We start from the raw sequence: 16405 nt of genomic DNA, 5'->3' as shown, positions 1-16405 counted from the left end.
AGATCACCCTTTTAGTTCGTCTAACCTAGAATGTTCTGCTTTTTCTAACGTCAAAATTGAGGAAATTATCACTAGCCCTAATACATCAAGGAATACACTCACTTCTATTAAGAAGGGAATGGACAATACTAAAATACCAAAAAGAATTGTGGAGTTCTCTTCTTCTATAAAACCGACAAATTGAAATATTGTACTCCTTCTAGAAATAATAAGGAATAAACCTTGGAAGAGTAAGATAAAGGCGAACAATAGCATTAGCGTGTTGTTGATTTCCGTACTTATGGGTATTTTCTCCAATACGAAATAATATACTACTAGAGATGCTATAATGGAAAATGCGAGATTCAATATTAGTTCAGATGCTACTCCCTTAGAGCTTTCTCTAGTTCCTGGTTTCTCTTTAACTAGACCTCTAAATAAAAATATTGTGATTATTACAGTTCTCAGTAGTATTATTGTTATTCCTAAAATTATATAGTCGATGGAAAAAAGTGAGATTCCTAGATAGAAGGCTAGAATTGCGATTAAGGTAGATTGAAGGGCTTGTACATATATTGCTGGTTTAAAGTAAGCTTGTCCTTGAATGTAAAAGGCTGAAATTAATATGAACGTTGAGAGTAGTTCTAGGATTTCTGAGTTAATCACTATGCCTTCACCCCAACAAGACAGTAAGCGTTAATGAAAGAAGGGAAAGGAGGAACGCTACTGCTAGATAATCTTGAACTTTAAATAGTCTTAATTTAGCTAGAGTGGTGTTTATTATAACGCTAATAAGGATTAGGAGTAACCATTTGCCGAACATCACTGCAACGTCTATTAAAGAGCCTATAATTCCAACTTGTAAAAACCAAGGGAATATAAATACGTTTAGGAGTACTGAGCCTAATAGATATTGTTTGATGTAAGAACCCCACTTTAGTATTGCGAGTAATTTTCCACTATATTCGTAGAGAACTCCATCGTCTATCATACCCATTTCGCTTAATCCAGGGCTCTCTACGGGTAATTTACCGGTTTCGAATAACCATAACATGAAGAATGAGATCGATACGAAGATGTGGTCTAGTTGAAAGTAATGAGAGAGGCTTTGGGAAACGTAATCTAATGTTACGTAAGGGTTGTTTGACCAGTTATTAATGCGACACCAAAGAAAACCGTTATCAGTGTAGCTTCAGATAAGAAGGTGAAAGAGAGAATTCTACTTACTCCTAATGCTACGAAATTACTTCCACTTTCTAGGGAGGCAATTATTTTTATGAACGCAGCTAAGGAGAAGAGTAATGCTCCCCCTAAGAAATCCACCGTAGGGGTGAGTAAGATGGGTACTGGATAAACTACTGGGATGACGAAGGAAATAAGGAGATAAATTCCAAAAACTATGTAAGGAGCATAAACAAATAGAGATAATGAGTTATTTGAAATAACGGTTTCTTTTCTTAGTAGTTTAATTATATCATAGTAAGGTTGCAGAACACTAGGTCCTTTACGCCCTTCTATTATGGCTTTTCCCCTATCGTAAATTCCTTGATATAATGGGGATAGTAGAATAACTATAATAACTTGAGTTATGGTTGAAACTATTACCTGAGCTTCATTTGCGCCATACTTCCCACCCTTTTGTGGTGAAGTAGGCGTCATCAGCCCCTATCATTAATCAAGAGGCGGTTCGGGGTTACCCCCAGGGGGACGCCATCCCCTACTTCATTGAATAAACTCCGCATGTTAATATCGAAACAAGCCATTTTTAAAGCTATCGCTACACCATAACGATGAAGTAAACTCGAACTATATCATGTTAACTGCTACTTAGAGTAGAGATAGGATCGAATATCAATTTATTGTATCACGTATATTTAGTAACCTAAAATCAGATCATTAAAACTAATAAACATATAACAATAGATCGAATTTATAGAGACTTTCTTTTACAAAGTAACGAAGTAGATAAACGAAGATAAACATAACATATTTTTAACACAACTCGTACATCATGTTCTGGGTTTTTATATCCTCTTCAAAAATAGGAGTTAAGTAAAGAAATCAGAGAGGAAATGTTGTTCCTTCTTCTTCAAACAAAAATGTTAAACCTGGAACTCACATGACCTACCTAAATCCGTCAAGTATCTGATAGCTTTATTATCACTATTATACGAGCTCAAATTAGACAAAAATACTACAAAGCTTAAATGAGATCTCAAACTAGCCGTACTTCCCCTTGAACAAGAGATGTAATTCCGAATCAATGAGAAGAACCAGCCCTAACTCATCTTTTAGATTAATGTAAAAAGGGTTGAATTATCGTATTTTTCTCCTTTTAAACTTTATCCATTTAAGTATTGATTATCATGATAGGCAAGGTAATTGTTGTACTAGCAATCATTCTAGTAGGAGTGTTTCTCTTAACTCATACTAACCTATTCTATCATCCACAGACTCCAGTTTCTAAAGGGCAAGAGTACTATACGACTACAAATGTTCAAAACATAACTTATCAATTTGCTATAGTATCAAATGCTTCAACAAATTACACTGTTCCCTTGAAGTTAAGTTATGGCAATGTTACAATTAAAGTAATGGGACATAACGCGTTTAACTTAACCGTGGTAAATAACTCTACTGTAATTTACTCTGGTATAGTTGATGGATATTTTAGTAAGTCATTTATGATTGGTGGCGACGTTAAGTTAATGTTTTCATCAAGGCAGGGGTTAGAAGTTAATGTAACGATTTTTGATGTGTTAAGTTAGTTTTTTCTTTTTCTCTTCCATTTCTTTTTGTATGTATAAGTACTTTGACGCTCATTGCCATTATTCCTATTTGAAGAAGAAGTATGAAGGTTATCTTATAGCTGCTGTTTCAATGGATTACCAATCCGCTATGGATACTCTCTCCTTAAAGAGTGAGAACGTATTAGTAGGAGTTGGTATTCATCCTTGGCGCGTTCACGAGGAGGATCTGACTAGAGTTTTATCGTTGATTAGTAAAGCTGATTTCGTTGGAGAAGTTGGTTTGGATTACAGGTTTGCTAAGGCTCCTAAAGAGTTGCAAATTAAGTATTTTGAGGAGCAGATAAAAGCGGGAGAAGGTAAGTTGATAAACGTCCACGCTTTAGATGCTTGGGAGGACGCTTTCAACATTTTAGTTAAAAACGACGTGAAGAGTGCTATCTTTCACTGGTATACTGGTCCCATTAATCTGTTGAAGGATATTGAGAGTGCTGGGTATTTCATTTCTATAAATCCTTCCGTTTCTTTCCAGAAGAAGCATCAAAACGTGTTGAAAAATGCCGACCTAAAAAACGTTCTTACAGAGAGTGATGGTGGGTATGAATATAGGGGTAAGCTATTAGAACCTAGTGATATACCTAACGCTATCTCATTTATGAGCAATTTTTTAGGTATAGAAGAGTATAAGCTAGTGAGAATAATAAGTAATAATTTTTTCAAAGCTTATGGAATAAACCCAGTTAATAATTGATATTAATACGGATAGTAAGATCATTTTAAATTTTCTAGATCAGTATAGTATTGTATGGAAGTTAGGAAAACCATATGCCCTTTCTGTGGTGTAGGTTGTGGTCTAGATTTTTATGTAGAGAATAACTTTATATTTAGAGTATCTCCATCACAAGAGCATATTGTTAGTAGAGGACACGTTTGTGGTAAGGGCGCTGTTGCTTCAGAAGTAATTTACGCTTGGGACCGTTTATCTTATCCTTTAAAGAGAGTTAAGGACACTTTCGTTAGGACTACTTGGGATGAAGCAATTAGCGATATTGCTAGCAAGTTAAAGGAAATTAGGAGTAAGTACGGTCCAGAGGCTATTGGCTTTTACGGTGGTTGTCAGAATACGTTGGAGGAAGGATATTCGTTCATGAGGTTGGCTAGAGCTTTGGGTTCTAATAATGTTGACTCGTGTGCTAGGGTTTGTCATGAGCCCTCCGCAATGGCTTTAAAGGAGTTAGTCGGTATTGGGGCTTCTTCTGTTACCGTTTCTGAAATTTTGAAGGCTAGAAATATTGTAATTTCTGGAGAATCTGTGACTGATAGCCATCCCGTTTTATCTCAATATTTAGTTGAGGCTAAGAGAAAGGGTGTGAAAATTGTAGTTATTGATCCTAGGATGACTGGTACTGCTAGGATTGCTGATTTGTTTTTACAGATTAGTAGTAGTACTGATATTTATCTATATAACGCTGTTGCGAACTATTTGATAAGTAATGGATTATATGATAGTAAGTTCGTTGAGGAACGTGTTGAGAACTTTGATGAGTTTAGGGAGATTGTAAAGTCTTATACTATTGAGGAAGCCGAGAGGATTACTGGTGTTAGTAAGAATAAGATTATTGAGTTCGCTAAGATTATTACAAATAAGCCTACAATACTCTCATGGGGTTTGGGTTTAACTCAGTCAGCTGGCGTTAATGCCGTAAAGGCCTACATTAACCTAGCATTGCTTACTGGGAATGTTGGTATTGATGGTGGGGGACTATTAGTTTATAGGGGTCAAACAAATGTTCAAGGTTCTGGTGATTTAATAAAGCCAGATGTTTTCCCAAATGGTCCAATGAACGAGGATAACGCTAAGGAGTTAAGTAGGGTTTGGGGTTTTATTCCTCCAATCAAGAAGGGTTTGAGTATAACTGAGGCTTTTCTAAGGGATAGTAATGTTAAGGCACTTTTTCTAATGAATTACAATCCAGCTTTTAGTTTGCCAAATAGAGACAAGGTTATTAAGTTCTTGAAGTCGTTGGAATTGTTAGTAGTAATGGATCCGTTTATGACTGAGACTGCTAAATATGCAAATTACGTTTTGCCTACTCCTTTATGGGCTGAAAAAGAGGGTTCAGTTACTAATTTAGATCGTACTGTTAAGTGGAGGTTTAAGGTTGTTGATCCTCCTGGGGAGGTTAGGAGTGAGTTGTGGATAATTAAGAGGATTGCTGAGAAGTTAGGTTTTACTGGTTTTCATGACGATCCTAAATTAGTGTTTAAAGAGATGAAGGAGGTTGCAAAGTTGTACTCTAATTTGACCCTTGATGAATTGATGGATTACTCTGTAGACTCCAGGTATCCTAATCACGAGTCTAGTCTGTACAAGGATAGGTTTATGACTCCTAGCGGTAAGGCTAAGTTTGGATTAGTTAGGTATAACGAAATATCTGGTGATAGTTACATTTTAATTACTGGTAGAGTTGTGACTAGGTATAATTCTGATGAGTTGATCAAGAGAGTTCCAGGATATAGGAATTTCAGTTCTGATTTGTTGATAAACCCAGAGGATGCTACAAAGCTGAATATCAAAGACGGGGATATGGTAAAGGTTATTTCTAAATGCGGTATGGCTGTGATGAAAGCCAAGCTAACTAACGAGGTTAAGGTTGGTCATATGTTTGCTTATATGCATGATTACTACGTAAACAACGTTGTCTGCGACGATTTAGATGAGATTTCTAAGACTCCAAGATATAAGATAACCTTTGTCAAGATTGAAAAATTGGGATAAATTATTTTTAAAAAGGAATGTTGTTTCTCTATATATGTCTGAAGTTGCTATTGTAACTGGAGCATCAAAAGGTATAGGGAGGGCTGTTGTTAAGTTACTTAAGGAGAATAATTATACTGTTGTTTCGATTTCTAGGAGTAAATCGGATATTGGTGATGTAATCTATGAGGCTGATGTCAGTGATAGGAGCACTGTATTTAGGATTGTAAATGAGGTACTGGAGAAGTTTGGCAAAATTGACGTCCTGGTTAATAATGCAGGTTTTGGAGTTTATGGGTCTTTTTTAGAGACTGATTTAAATGAGGAGGAGTACATGATTAGGACTAATCTTCTAGCCCCGCTATACTTCATGAAGGCCGTGCTTCCACATATGGTTTCTAGGAGGAAGGGAAGTGTTGTTAATATTGTTTCGGAAGCTGCTTACGTATCTACACCCAAGCTTTTAGTTTACTCAGCAACTAAGGCTGGTTTAGCCAGTTTAACTAACGGTTTGTGGGCTGAAATGAGGAAATATAATGTTAGGGTAAGTGGTGTTTATCCCGGTCCAGTTAGGACTAATTTTACCTCTCATCCTTCATTTAAGAAGAATAATGGCGATCCTTTTGCTAATTATAGCGTTGAGTCAGAGGCTGTAGCTAAAGCCGTTCTAAAAGCAATAAGGACTGGTAAGAGGGAGATTTATGTACCTTCAAGGTTGAAATTGGATCCCTATTTCCTTAAGCTTGCTAACCTTTTCCAGAGTTTCACTTATACTATAGTAAGTAAGTATTTTAGCTAACATATGGGGGAGAAACTTAAAAATGTTAGGTTATTTTATTAGAGAAAAATTTATTATCGGAAATATTACTGACTATACATATGCCGTTAAATAAAGGGTTAACTAGAGTTCAAGCTATCGTGATAGTAATTATTATTATAATCGCAGTGGTAGCTGGGGTTGTAGGATATTATTTAAGTAATCATCCACCTAATTCTATAACTACTTCATCTTCATCAACTACAACTAGTTCTTCCCTATCTAGTATTAGGATATCTTCATCTACTAATATTACTTCATCTCAAGGTATTACAGTCTTCGTAGCGGGTGCTTATCTTGCAATTCTCAACTACCTAGCTGGCCAATTCCAGAACGCTACTGGAATTCCAGTTCATGTTGTAGGTAGTGGCTCCTTCGCATTAGCTTCACAAATAGCTTCCCAGACTCCAGTTCCAGCGAGTGTTTTCATTCCAGTTGCCTATATTCAAGCTGTTGAGTTAACTGGTAGTAGGAATCCCGGTTGGGCTATAGCTTTTCTATCAGATCAGATGACAATAGTTTACTCTAACTACACTACCAAATCTCCTTATTGGTCCCAATTATACTCCAATTACACCATGGCTATGGAGACCAACAATACTAAATATTGGTACAATTTCTTCTACTTGTTGACCACCAAGTTCAGTCTGGGAATTGCTAATCCTAACACTGACCCAGAGGGATTATATGCGTATTTGATACTTCAAATGGCAAGTTATTTATATGCTAATCATAATATAAGCTACTTTGTGGATCTTGTTAAAGCGAATCCAAATGTCAAGGTAGCCCCTAGTACAGCTAACTATGTAGCGCCCTTAAAGGCGGGTACTTTAGACTTCACATTCTCTTATGTTTCCTATGCTGTATCTCAAGGATTGCAATATCTAAAACTACCTCCTTGGTTAAGTTTTGGCTATTATGCGAATGAGACTACATGGTACAGTCAATTTGCTTATAATATAAGTGTAAATGGTCAAACATTAACAATTCATGGAAATCCAGTTTACTTATACATTACCGTTCCATTAAACGCTTCGAATACACAAACTGCATACCAGTTTATTAGCTTCGTATTGAGTCATGAATCTCAACTTACCAAGTTTAATGTAGTTCCAATAAAACCAGCTTTATTGTATAATGAAACTAGTAATATTCCGCAGCCTATATTGAACTTGTTAAAATCTGGTGAGTTGAAGTATGCGGGTAATTTCTCTGAAGTTTAATACCCTACAAGCCATATCCTTTTTTCTATCTCTCCTTTTAGCTTTACCAACTCTCTATTTGCTATTTTACGGCTATGGTCCGTTTTTTGTTAAATCAGTCGCGTTCAGTAGCTCTTTACTTTCGTCAATAGGTTTATCGTTTTTTGCTTCAGCCCTTTCCATTGTAATAATTGTTCTTATCTTTACTCCCTTGGCATATTATTTATCAAGACATAGGAATCCAATTATTGAGACTTTAGTCGATTTGCCAGCATCTATACCGCATCCCCTAGTTGGCATTGCTTTAATTTTCATTGATAGTCCCACTAATCCTCTAGGTGCTTTCCTTTACTCTCATGGTATTATTTTTTACTACACTTATACTGGCTTATTGTTGGCTTTGATTATTGTTTCTACTCCTATCTATATTCGTTCGATGCAGAATTTCTTCGAGTCTCTTCCAAGGTCCTATGAAATATATGCCATGAGTTTAGGTGCTTCCGAATTCAAGGCATTTACTTCCGTAGTTTTCCCTCTTTCAATTAGGGGGATAGTATCTGCTGGGCTAACTTCTATTGCTAGAGCTATAAGTGAATTTGGATCTGTGGTAATAGTTGCACCTTATGTTACTGGCTGGTTGTTTAACAACGCGTATGTGGCTTCAGTATATATTTATAATGAATACGAAACGTATTTTAACGCTTCAATAAGTGCCTCAGCTACTCTTCTCCTTTTCTCCCTTATACTAATAGTTACAAGTAGGATAGTTAACCATCTCTTCTATAAGACATGAAAATCCTTTTAAATTATTAAGTAATGAAGTATGGTAATATGAAAAAACGGTCGCCATTAATACTATTTCTATTCTCTCTATTATTATTACAAGGAATATCTCTTCATGCCTCTTCACCATCATTTTCCGTGAATGTAAGTTATTTGGCATCATTGCCTTACGCAAATTCCCATGTAGCAGTAGTATACTATCAAGGTAGCTTATATATCATAGGTGGGGATTCATATTCAAATCAAGTTTGGATATACTCCAATGGCACATGGAATATCGGGCCTAGTTTGCCTTTTAGTTTAGTTTCACCTTCAGCAGTCGTCTATAATAACACAATTTATGTTATGGGTGGTTATAATAACACTGGGATAAATCCTTACGTTCTTAAACTTAACGGTAATTCTTGGGTTATCGTAAGTGAAATGCCACTCCCAGCATACTCACCTTACATATTTGTTTATAATAATGCGATTTACGTTATTGGTGGAGAGAACACCACTAGTCCAGCTGGCCTTTATTTTCCACCTTCTAATGCAATTAGATTGTTCTATCCCAATAACGATAGTTGGAGGATAATAGGTTACATGCCAGTTCCTACATATGGAGGTGGTTATGTATTTAATGGGACTTCCTTGATAATAGTTAGTGGTTACATTGGATATAGTGCCTATACCAATGACATATTGATTTATAGTCCCCAAAATAATAATTGGACTATTCTTAATGGGGTTCTTCCCTACTGGATTCACGATAGTGCCTTAGCCTATTATAGGGGTGTTTTGTTTATTGTAGGTGGTTATATTTATACTGCAGGTTCTGGTGGAGTTAATAACGCAATCCTTGCCTACTATAATGGTAATTTGCAAAGAGTTGGTTATCTTCCCGTCCCAGTTTATGCCGCTGGTTACGTACAAGTAGGAAATATGCTGTATCTTGCAGGAGGCATTGGTAGTTCATTAAGTGATGTTTCAGCTCTACAGTTGGTTACGTTCAACTTTCCACCTCTTCCTCCTAAGATAACATCTTATTCTGCAGGAAATGGTTCAGTTACCTTAGGCTGGAATCCAGTCAGGCTAGCTAGCGGTTATGAGATAATATATTGGAATAACATGGGATTCAACAGTTCAATTAACGTTGGTAACGTTACTAGTTACACTGTAACTGGACTGAAAGACGGCGTGACGTACTACTTTGAGGTTTTAGCTTATAATTCTATTGGCTATTCATCTCCATCAAGTATAGTCGCGTTAATCCCAGCTTCAGTTCCTAATCCTCCACAACTCGTTTCTGTGAATTACGGAAACGATAACGTTACGTTAAGTTGGTTGCCTCCAACATTTTCTGGTGGGTACCCTATACTTGGTTATTACATTATTGTTAAGAACGAGAATTCAATGGTTAGTTCACATTTTGTTAATAGTACTAGTTTGACAATAAGTAATCTGACTCCAAACGTGACTTATAACGTTTTCATTTACGCTACAAATAAACTCGGTAATAGCTCTCCCCTAGTACTTACCGTTGTTCCCATTACCAAGGCTACCGTTTTTGCATTTATAACCAAGCTGGGTAGTGGGATTTTAGTCAATTGGACTACTTCTTTTCCAGCCAATATAAGTTTGGAACTGTATAATCCCAATGGTAACTTAATTTCTCAGATTGTAAGTGTAAAGGGTAATAGCTATTTGTTTAGAGTTCCTCAAGGTAATTATACGCTAATAATAATAGCCGCAAACTCAGCTGGGGTTTCCAAATACGTTTACCAAATAGTTTATTATTTACCTCCGGTCTCTCCACAAGTCTCGCTAGTGGGATTTGGAAATAATTTATACATCAGCTGGAATGACGAACCAAACGTAATCACTTATCTCGTTTATGTTAATAATAGTCTCGTTTATGAAGGGCCAAGTAACAATGTTGTAACTAATATTAGTAATGGTACTTATTTGGTAAAAGTTATCGGTGTGAATCCAGCTGGTTCTTCACCTCCTGGCATTGCTGTAATTCACTATACAGGTGATTACGTTACTGTGGTTAAGATGAAGGTTGTTAATGTTACCATTGTCAGCAAGATCGCTTCGGCAGTATCAGGCAATGGTAATAGTTTAAGTTTAGGTCAAAGTATTGTTATCATATTACTGGCTGTAATGATTTTGTTGAGCATTGCTATTATTACAAGAAATAGGAGCAGTGGATTTGATTGGTAAATAATGGGACCAACAAGATTTTGAAGCTGGGATCATCAGTGATATAGAAGAATCTTTACAACATCGTAAATTGGTTTCATCCATGAATTCCGTTCTTATCATCTTGGACAACGTCTCCTGATAATTATGTATTTCATGATATAATAAATATATCATGTCACTATTTTCCTCAAATTAAAAGTAGATAATAAAAAACTAAATTTTATATACTATTTGATCTCAATTCTCTCTATTTTTCCTGTTCTTAAATATATTGTCTTATTACATGATTCTTTGAGCAGAATATCATGAGAAGCAAAAATTATTGTACCGCTATACTCCCTTATCATATCCTTGACCACTTTAGAATTTTCTATGTCCAAATTAGATGTGGGTTCATCAAGTAATAATAATTTCGCCTCGGAAGAGAAGGCTAAAGCTAGCTTAAATAACCTTCTCTGACCAGAACTTAGTTGGTAAGGTTTTTTATAAAGAGGCAAATCGAATTTATTAATTAGCTCATGTGTTTTATTTATATTGAAATACCTTAATGATGTTATGAAGTCTAAGTTCTCTTGTAAACTAATATTTTCTAGAAAAATTAAATATTCCTCTAGCATATACATTTCACTTTTCCTTAGCTCTACAGTTGGATTCTTATTAAATACCCTTACGTATCCAGAATCTGGGTTTAACACGCCATAAATTAGATATAGTAAAGTAGTCTTGCCAGAGCCGTTTGGACCTTGAATTAAAACTTTCTCTCCTTCATTTACACTGAAATTTACTTTTAGTTCAAAATTTTTAAATTTCTTAAAAACATCTACTTTAACAATTTCACTCAATACTCCTCACCTTTAGGAATTTATGCTGATTACTGTAAGCAGAAAACACCGTATAGTATTCAATTAAAATAGAAGATACTAATAATCCAATTAGTCCAGCTATGAATGGATAGGCGACCGATAAGGAATACCAGTAGACATCGTATAAATAATAATAAGCCATATATACTATACATGGAATTATGCCTATTACTAGAAACGGTAATACTAGTAGCTTGAAACTTCTCTTCTCGTTAACCCCATTAATTATGAATAGTGCTAGAACATTTGAAAATCTACTTCTAATTCTAAATATAAGGAATAATGAAACTAGAATGTAAATGGTTTCGATTATTTCTGAGGCAGTCCTCAATGAATTAATCTGAAAATACGAAAATGTAAACGAGAAACCAAATCGATTTATAGAATACCAGTCCGAAAGCGGTAAACCATCGTATTTTGTATTAGATAAGAAAGCTTTGAATTCATTTAAAGCAGTGTAATTATCTTTAAGAATTATAGCATTACCTAGTGAAGCTATAGTATAGCTTACATTAGTTAAAGGTAAGATAGCAAATCCATCTGCAGAAAAGAACGCGTTATACAATATTCCGACAACTCTTAAACTTATAATACTTTTTCCTATATATACACTAACGTTATCACCTAGCTGAAGATTAAGCTGATTCATTTTACCAGCTACCAAATACACTCCATATTCTGGATATTTACCTAGCGCGACCATAGAGGAAATAGGAAATATTTTCTTGGCCAAACTTAAATTATTTATTGCAATAGCCTCAACTGTAGCTCCACCATGTCCAGTCCCTATATAAATGTATCCGAAAGGTGCTAAAGAGGTATTACCGAAGAGCTTTTCTAACTGATTTATTACTAAAGTATCGTTATTACTGGCCATACTCACTACGGACAGATTACTATAGCTTGTTGCTCTAACCTGATATATAGATATGGCGCTAAATAAGGAAAAAAAGAAAAGGTGCAAGATTGGAAGAAATAATAAAAGAATTAATAAAAATATTGCTAAATCTCTTATACTACCTCTTGTTAAGAATTGTTTAAAAATATGTTTGAGCATATTAGACACCTAATATGTTTAATCATATTGTAGAAAAAATTAAGTTATTGATAATGTTTGATAAGAATACGGAGATCCTGAACCTAATGATATTGAACGAGCCCACCATGGTGTTATATTAAGATTTATCGCTCCTGCTGCTCCATAATCCACCTGCCCTATCAAGTTTGTGTTAGATGGAATGGGTTATGCTACGTAGTATCCAATAGTTTCAGGTGATGTAATAAACCATATCGAATAATACGCAGCAGCCCATACTTTAACGTTACCCCAGTTAACAGCTACTACATTAACTGGAGGAATACCACCTATTTCTCCAGTTATTTGGAGTTTAGGCATTACTACTCCGTTAATACTGTAGTTAGTAACAACAGCGAAATTGATTGAAGCTGTAGGTACGGGTACTGGACCTACATTATCTGGGCAAACTTCTATACTTCCCATGCCATATGCTGTAGAGCCTATAGCAGCACTTCCACTAGACCATGCAAAATAAGGATTATTCTCAAAAGCTAATGTGACTATAGAGATTATAGGTACTATTATAGCCAATAGTATTATAGTTTTTAAAACTAAATTTTTTCTCATCATATATCACTATATTAACTCATAATTTATAACTTTTTTTAACTCTCGTAATACTTAATAAGATAGATTTAAAAGCCAGAAGCTTATCTTTATAAATCTAGTCTTGGATATAGATATTATAGATGCTTTGTATTTCATAGTGCTACCAGTAATCTATTTATTTTTCCTAATATGAATATTTAGGACATAATCAAGTACTCTATTGCCATTGCCCTTAGCTTGCGGGAAAAATGTCTGATCCTCGAATTTATAGGTTAATAATAACTACACTATGAATCTTAACTGTCTTCTTTCAACTCAACGTGTTTTGACGGCAAAAATTAACGGGTTGCCAATGCTTATAAGTCGGTTTTGGCAATCATAATACGGGGCGAAAAGTTGACGAAAGATAAGATGCGCTATAAATATGGAGATTATATATTGAGGGAAAGAAAAGGGCGGTATTATGTCTATAAGTTGGAAACGATAAACGGTGAGGTAAAGGAAACTTACGTTGGTCCTTTAGCTGACGTAGTCGAAACTTATGCAAAATTGAAAGAAAATAGTGGGATTTTTGGCTATCTCCCTAATATAATGGGGCCGCCGGGATTTGAACCCGGGACCACCAGCGCTCTGGTGGTTAGGGAAGTATCCCCAGGCTGGCATCCTAGTCCAAGCTAGACTACGGCCCCTCTAATAAAGATAGAGGGAGGGTTTAAAAATTAACTCGTTTCTAATACTCACATAATACTTTTACTTTCGGTCTACTCTCTCTCCCTATTTGACACGTTTGTATAACGGGTATCACAGTAGTTTGTGCTATATTAAATGGTGTAAATACTTGTTAATAGGTGGTCATCAATTCCGATAAAATACGTTTGCAGGAATTGTGGAACAATATTACATAAGTTTGAAAAGGTTGGACAAGATTTCTATGGTGTGAGGACTCCTTCAGAGATTAAATCAATATTCGGAGGCAGATGCCCTAGATGTGGACATGAGTTAGGCACTCCGACTTTGGATGACATAAAGATAAATCTTAAAAAGAAGGTAACGAAAGTTATGGTTTTAGAACAACTGAGATAACAGCTGGTCAAAGGTTATTTCAGATTTGGAATATTTGATCCCCAAGTCACGCTTATTTAGATAGTTTGAAAGTAGTTTTGTAACATTTCTGGGCTTCTCTTTTATTGTAGCGGAATCGTAATCAATGATATACGTTCTGTTATTCGTAATCATTACGTTTTTCCACGGTCTGCTCAATTCTTTATGCTCTATGAGCTTCTCTTCAAGGATTTTAGCCCTCTTTAGTAAATCAATAATTGTTTCTCTTCTCTCATTTTTAGTTAAATTTCTACCGCGTATATACTCCATTAAAATGAAGTTCTTACCGTAATCGTAAACTCTTGGAGCTACTTCCTCTCCAGCCTGGATTTGAAATTTTGCTTCAATTTCTAAGGTTTCTTTGGGAGCATCCGTTCTCCTTATTTTTAGGACTTTACGTGGCTCAACTAATACTACTATTCCAGTTTTTCCTTTCCCCAGTACCCTTAACTTCCCCAAGTTTTTTTGGCCAAATGAGTATGCATAATCAAAACCTGCCTTTTTTAGTTCTTCCTCAACTTCTTTGGAATAAGTAGGGTAAATGAAAGAGCTTATTTTAACCAAGTTGGAGTTTTCCTCAAGAATTTCATTATTTGCTGATCTTCCGTGTTTTGTAGCCAATAACTCTCGATATTATACTTCACCTTTAGAACTATATTCTTTTTGGCTATGGCTTCTGCATTGTATTCCTTTCTCTCTTTTATAGAGTACAATCTCCCATCTTCCCCAACCCATATGTTATCGTTTTTCTGGATGAAATCGTCTATGGTTTCTGAGTAGTACTGTGGTCCAATATTTAGATAGTATTGTCCAATGTTCTTACTTTCCAGTTGTACTGCAATAACAATATTACTTGTATCTCCCCATGCTTGTATATCGATTACTCTAAAACCAGATTGCTTTAACGCTCTCTCTATTTTGTTTACACTTCTCTTTATCTGACCCCATATGATATCCTCTGAGCTCTTCTCGTCCAAATTAAGTCTCAAAATCAGCACGTCCCCCTTAATTTTTTCCTCTACTTTTTTTGATGGAAAGAAGAACTCCATAGAAGGATTCTTGAGGTAATATTTTGCTGCAACAGAGAACGTCGCTATGTTCTTTAGTGAAACTGCAGCTGTTACATTTCTTCTAGGATCCACTGGGTCTGGGATAATCAATGGCTCAGAAAACGCTCTCATTGGTTTCGTTAATTCTATTTTTATTGGATGCTTCCACTTAGATGCTGCTTCTAGAACTTTTCTAAAACTTCCATAATATATGACTAGAAGTTCTGTTGCGTATCCAGAGAATCCTTGTACTTTCAATTCAGCCCCGTAAACGCCTATTCCTTTCATGAATCTCTTGAGTAGCCTAACCTCATCCTTTCCTCTCTCATCCAAATGGGAAGTAACGTATTTCGTATGGAATGGTGTTCTATCTACTGCAGTTATTGCTCTATCTCCGCTTTCCACTCTCAATGCTGGGACTATATCTACTTCTACGTTATTTATATTGACTATCACATATGGATGTTCAGCGTATGCTAAAGTATAATCTAGATCTTTTATTCTGTTAATAATATCGTTTAGAGCATTTCTTTCTAGATATTCTTTTCCAACATCTTTAGGATAAAACACGAAAACGTCTACATCTGTATCTTGTCTTAGCCAAGTTCCTTTTCTAAATGACCCCTCAACCTCGAAATCTAATTTGTTTAACCTTTCCCTAATGATTTCCAATACTTTTTCTATTCCTTTTTTGTCTTCTTCAGTGGGTTTTATTATCTTCAGTACTTCCTCCTCTATCAATTGAACTCACTTCAAACAGTTTATCATATATTGGACCTTTTGGAGTTAACGTGCTTTTAAAAAGAACAACATTATTAACTTCAAAGGTTCCAATATCCACGTTCATATTCTCATTAATCGTATTTATGAGGTTGCTAATGGAGTTGTAGCTTTTTATCCTGCCAATTGTTAAATGTGGTGAGAAATCCTTATCGTCTTCTGGTCTTATTTTTCGCTTTAATAGCTCGTTAAGTATATAAGATCTAATCTGTCTAAGCTGTTGTTGACCCTCGACAATTCCAATCCAAACCACTCTTGGTCTTGCTAAATTTGGAAATGCCCCTAAACCTTTTAGTGTAACTTTAAATTTATTGAATTTTAATCCGCTCATTGAATCTTTCACTTCTTCTACTCTGTCATCTCTAACTTCGCCTAGGAATAATAGTGTAATATGAATGTTATATGGTTCGACCAATTTTATGTCAGTTGTTGCATTTTTTACTATCTCGAATATTTCAAGCAGTTTTGGGGATTGCGGTACTTCTATGCCTATAAAGAGCCTCATAATT

Annotated in this window: 15 protein-coding genes, 1 tRNA gene, 2 pseudogenes and 1 riboswitch; of the genes and pseudogenes, 9 read left to right on the top strand and 9 right to left on the bottom strand. The window is 35.4% G+C overall.

Features of this window, described 5'->3' with window-relative positions; all coding sequences use genetic code 11:
* Positions 1-3 precede the first annotated feature (3 nt).
* Together J5U23_RS11850 and J5U23_RS11845 are read right to left on the bottom strand one after the other, a co-directional pair.
* Positions 4-645: a hydrogenase gene (locus J5U23_RS11850; RefSeq protein WP_218266283.1), complete on the bottom strand. Its 642-nt coding sequence runs from the start codon at positions 643-645 to the stop codon at positions 4-6.
* A 7-nt stretch (positions 646-652) separates the two neighbouring features.
* Positions 653-1638: pseudogene (locus J5U23_RS11845) on the bottom strand (respiratory chain complex I subunit 1 family protein).
* Positions 1622-1706, bottom strand: a riboswitch (Fluoride riboswitch). Its footprint overlaps the pseudogene before it by 17 nt.
* Positions 1707-2345: 639 nt before the next feature.
* On the opposite strand from J5U23_RS11845, the gene J5U23_RS11840 reads away from it, so the two are divergent.
* The 7 genes from J5U23_RS11840 to J5U23_RS11810 all read left to right on the top strand — a co-directional run bounded on the left by J5U23_RS11840 (position 2346) and on the right by J5U23_RS11810 (position 10494).
* A complete protein-coding gene (locus J5U23_RS11840) occupies positions 2346-2747 on the top strand; it encodes a hypothetical protein (protein WP_218258394.1) in 402 nt (133 codons plus the stop codon).
* A 31-nt stretch (positions 2748-2778) separates the two neighbouring features.
* Positions 2779-3477 carry a TatD family hydrolase gene (locus tag J5U23_RS11835; RefSeq protein ID WP_218258392.1) on the top strand — a complete coding sequence of 233 codons (699 nt, stop codon included), beginning with the start codon at positions 2779-2781 and terminating at the stop codon, positions 3475-3477.
* A gap of 54 nt (positions 3478-3531) precedes the next feature.
* A complete protein-coding gene (fdhF, locus tag J5U23_RS11830) occupies positions 3532-5505 on the top strand; it encodes a formate dehydrogenase subunit alpha (RefSeq protein WP_218266282.1) in 1974 nt (657 codons plus the stop codon).
* Between the two features lie 34 nt (positions 5506-5539).
* Complete coding sequence (locus J5U23_RS11825) at positions 5540-6283, top strand: SDR family NAD(P)-dependent oxidoreductase (RefSeq protein ID WP_218258390.1); 744 nt, start codon at positions 5540-5542, stop codon at positions 6281-6283.
* 80 nt (positions 6284-6363) lie between these two features.
* The gene (locus tag J5U23_RS11820) at positions 6364-7524 is read left to right on the top strand and encodes an extracellular solute-binding protein (RefSeq protein WP_218266281.1); all 1161 of its coding nucleotides are present in this window, start codon (positions 6364-6366) and stop codon (positions 7522-7524) included.
* Positions 7499-8296 (top strand): ABC transporter permease, encoded by a 798-nt coding sequence (locus J5U23_RS11815; protein WP_218258388.1) that lies wholly within the window; start codon positions 7499-7501, stop codon positions 8294-8296. Before J5U23_RS11820 ends, J5U23_RS11815 begins: the two co-directional genes overlap by 26 nt.
* A 23-nt stretch (positions 8297-8319) precedes the next feature.
* Complete coding sequence (locus tag J5U23_RS11810; RefSeq protein WP_218266280.1) at positions 8320-10494, top strand: fibronectin type III domain-containing protein; 2175 nt, start codon at positions 8320-8322, stop codon at positions 10492-10494.
* Between the two features lie 209 nt (positions 10495-10703).
* Here J5U23_RS11810 and J5U23_RS11805 read toward each other — a convergent pair whose 3' ends face one another.
* The 3 genes from J5U23_RS11805 to J5U23_RS11795 all read right to left on the bottom strand — a co-directional run bounded on the left by J5U23_RS11805 (position 10704) and on the right by J5U23_RS11795 (position 12987).
* A complete protein-coding gene (locus J5U23_RS11805) occupies positions 10704-11318 on the bottom strand; it encodes an ABC transporter ATP-binding protein (protein ID WP_218258386.1) in 615 nt (204 codons plus the stop codon).
* The gene (locus J5U23_RS11800) at positions 11311-12396 is read right to left on the bottom strand and encodes a hypothetical protein (RefSeq protein ID WP_218266279.1); all 1086 of its coding nucleotides are present in this window, start codon (positions 12394-12396) and stop codon (positions 11311-11313) included. Before J5U23_RS11800 ends, J5U23_RS11805 begins: the two co-directional genes overlap by 8 nt.
* A gap of 186 nt (positions 12397-12582) precedes the next feature.
* Positions 12583-12987, bottom strand: coding sequence for a hypothetical protein (locus tag J5U23_RS11795; protein ID WP_244988793.1), 405 nt, complete (start codon positions 12985-12987; stop codon positions 12583-12585).
* A 390-nt stretch (positions 12988-13377) separates the two neighbouring features.
* Here J5U23_RS11795 and J5U23_RS16170 point away from each other — a divergent pair.
* Positions 13378-13530, top strand: a pseudogene (locus J5U23_RS16170) (putative integrase); the annotation flags it as partial.
* A gap of 28 nt (positions 13531-13558) precedes the next feature.
* Here the strand turns inward: J5U23_RS16170 and J5U23_RS11785 are convergent.
* Positions 13559-13655 (bottom strand) — tRNA-Pro (locus tag J5U23_RS11785).
* A 169-nt stretch (positions 13656-13824) separates the two neighbouring features.
* On the opposite strand from J5U23_RS11785, the gene J5U23_RS11780 reads away from it, so the two are divergent.
* Positions 13825-14049 (top strand): hypothetical protein, encoded by a 225-nt coding sequence (locus J5U23_RS11780; protein WP_218267546.1) that lies wholly within the window; start codon positions 13825-13827, stop codon positions 14047-14049.
* Here J5U23_RS11780 and J5U23_RS11775 read toward each other — a convergent pair.
* From J5U23_RS11775 to thpR, 3 genes are read right to left on the bottom strand one after another with little or no spacing between them, the layout of a single operon-like run.
* Complete coding sequence (locus tag J5U23_RS11775; RefSeq protein WP_218266278.1) at positions 14032-14631, bottom strand: RIO1 family regulatory kinase/ATPase domain-containing protein; 600 nt, start codon at positions 14629-14631, stop codon at positions 14032-14034. The genes J5U23_RS11780 and J5U23_RS11775 overlap by 18 nt on opposite strands.
* Positions 14619-15857 (bottom strand): CCA tRNA nucleotidyltransferase, encoded by a 1239-nt coding sequence (gene cca, locus J5U23_RS11770; RefSeq protein ID WP_218266277.1) that lies wholly within the window; start codon positions 15855-15857, stop codon positions 14619-14621. Before cca ends, J5U23_RS11775 begins: the two co-directional genes overlap by 13 nt.
* Entirely contained in the window at positions 15817-16401 is a 585-nt protein-coding gene (gene thpR / locus J5U23_RS11765) for an RNA 2',3'-cyclic phosphodiesterase (RefSeq protein ID WP_218266276.1), read from the bottom strand. The genes cca and thpR overlap by 41 nt, the downstream gene beginning before the upstream one ends.
* Positions 16402-16405: the final 4 nt, after the last annotated feature.

Source organism: Saccharolobus shibatae B12, assembly GCF_019175345.1.
Taxonomy (GTDB): Archaea; Thermoproteota; Thermoprotei_A; order Sulfolobales; family Sulfolobaceae; genus Saccharolobus; species Saccharolobus shibatae.
This window is presented reverse-complemented; position numbering and strand designations above follow the sequence as displayed.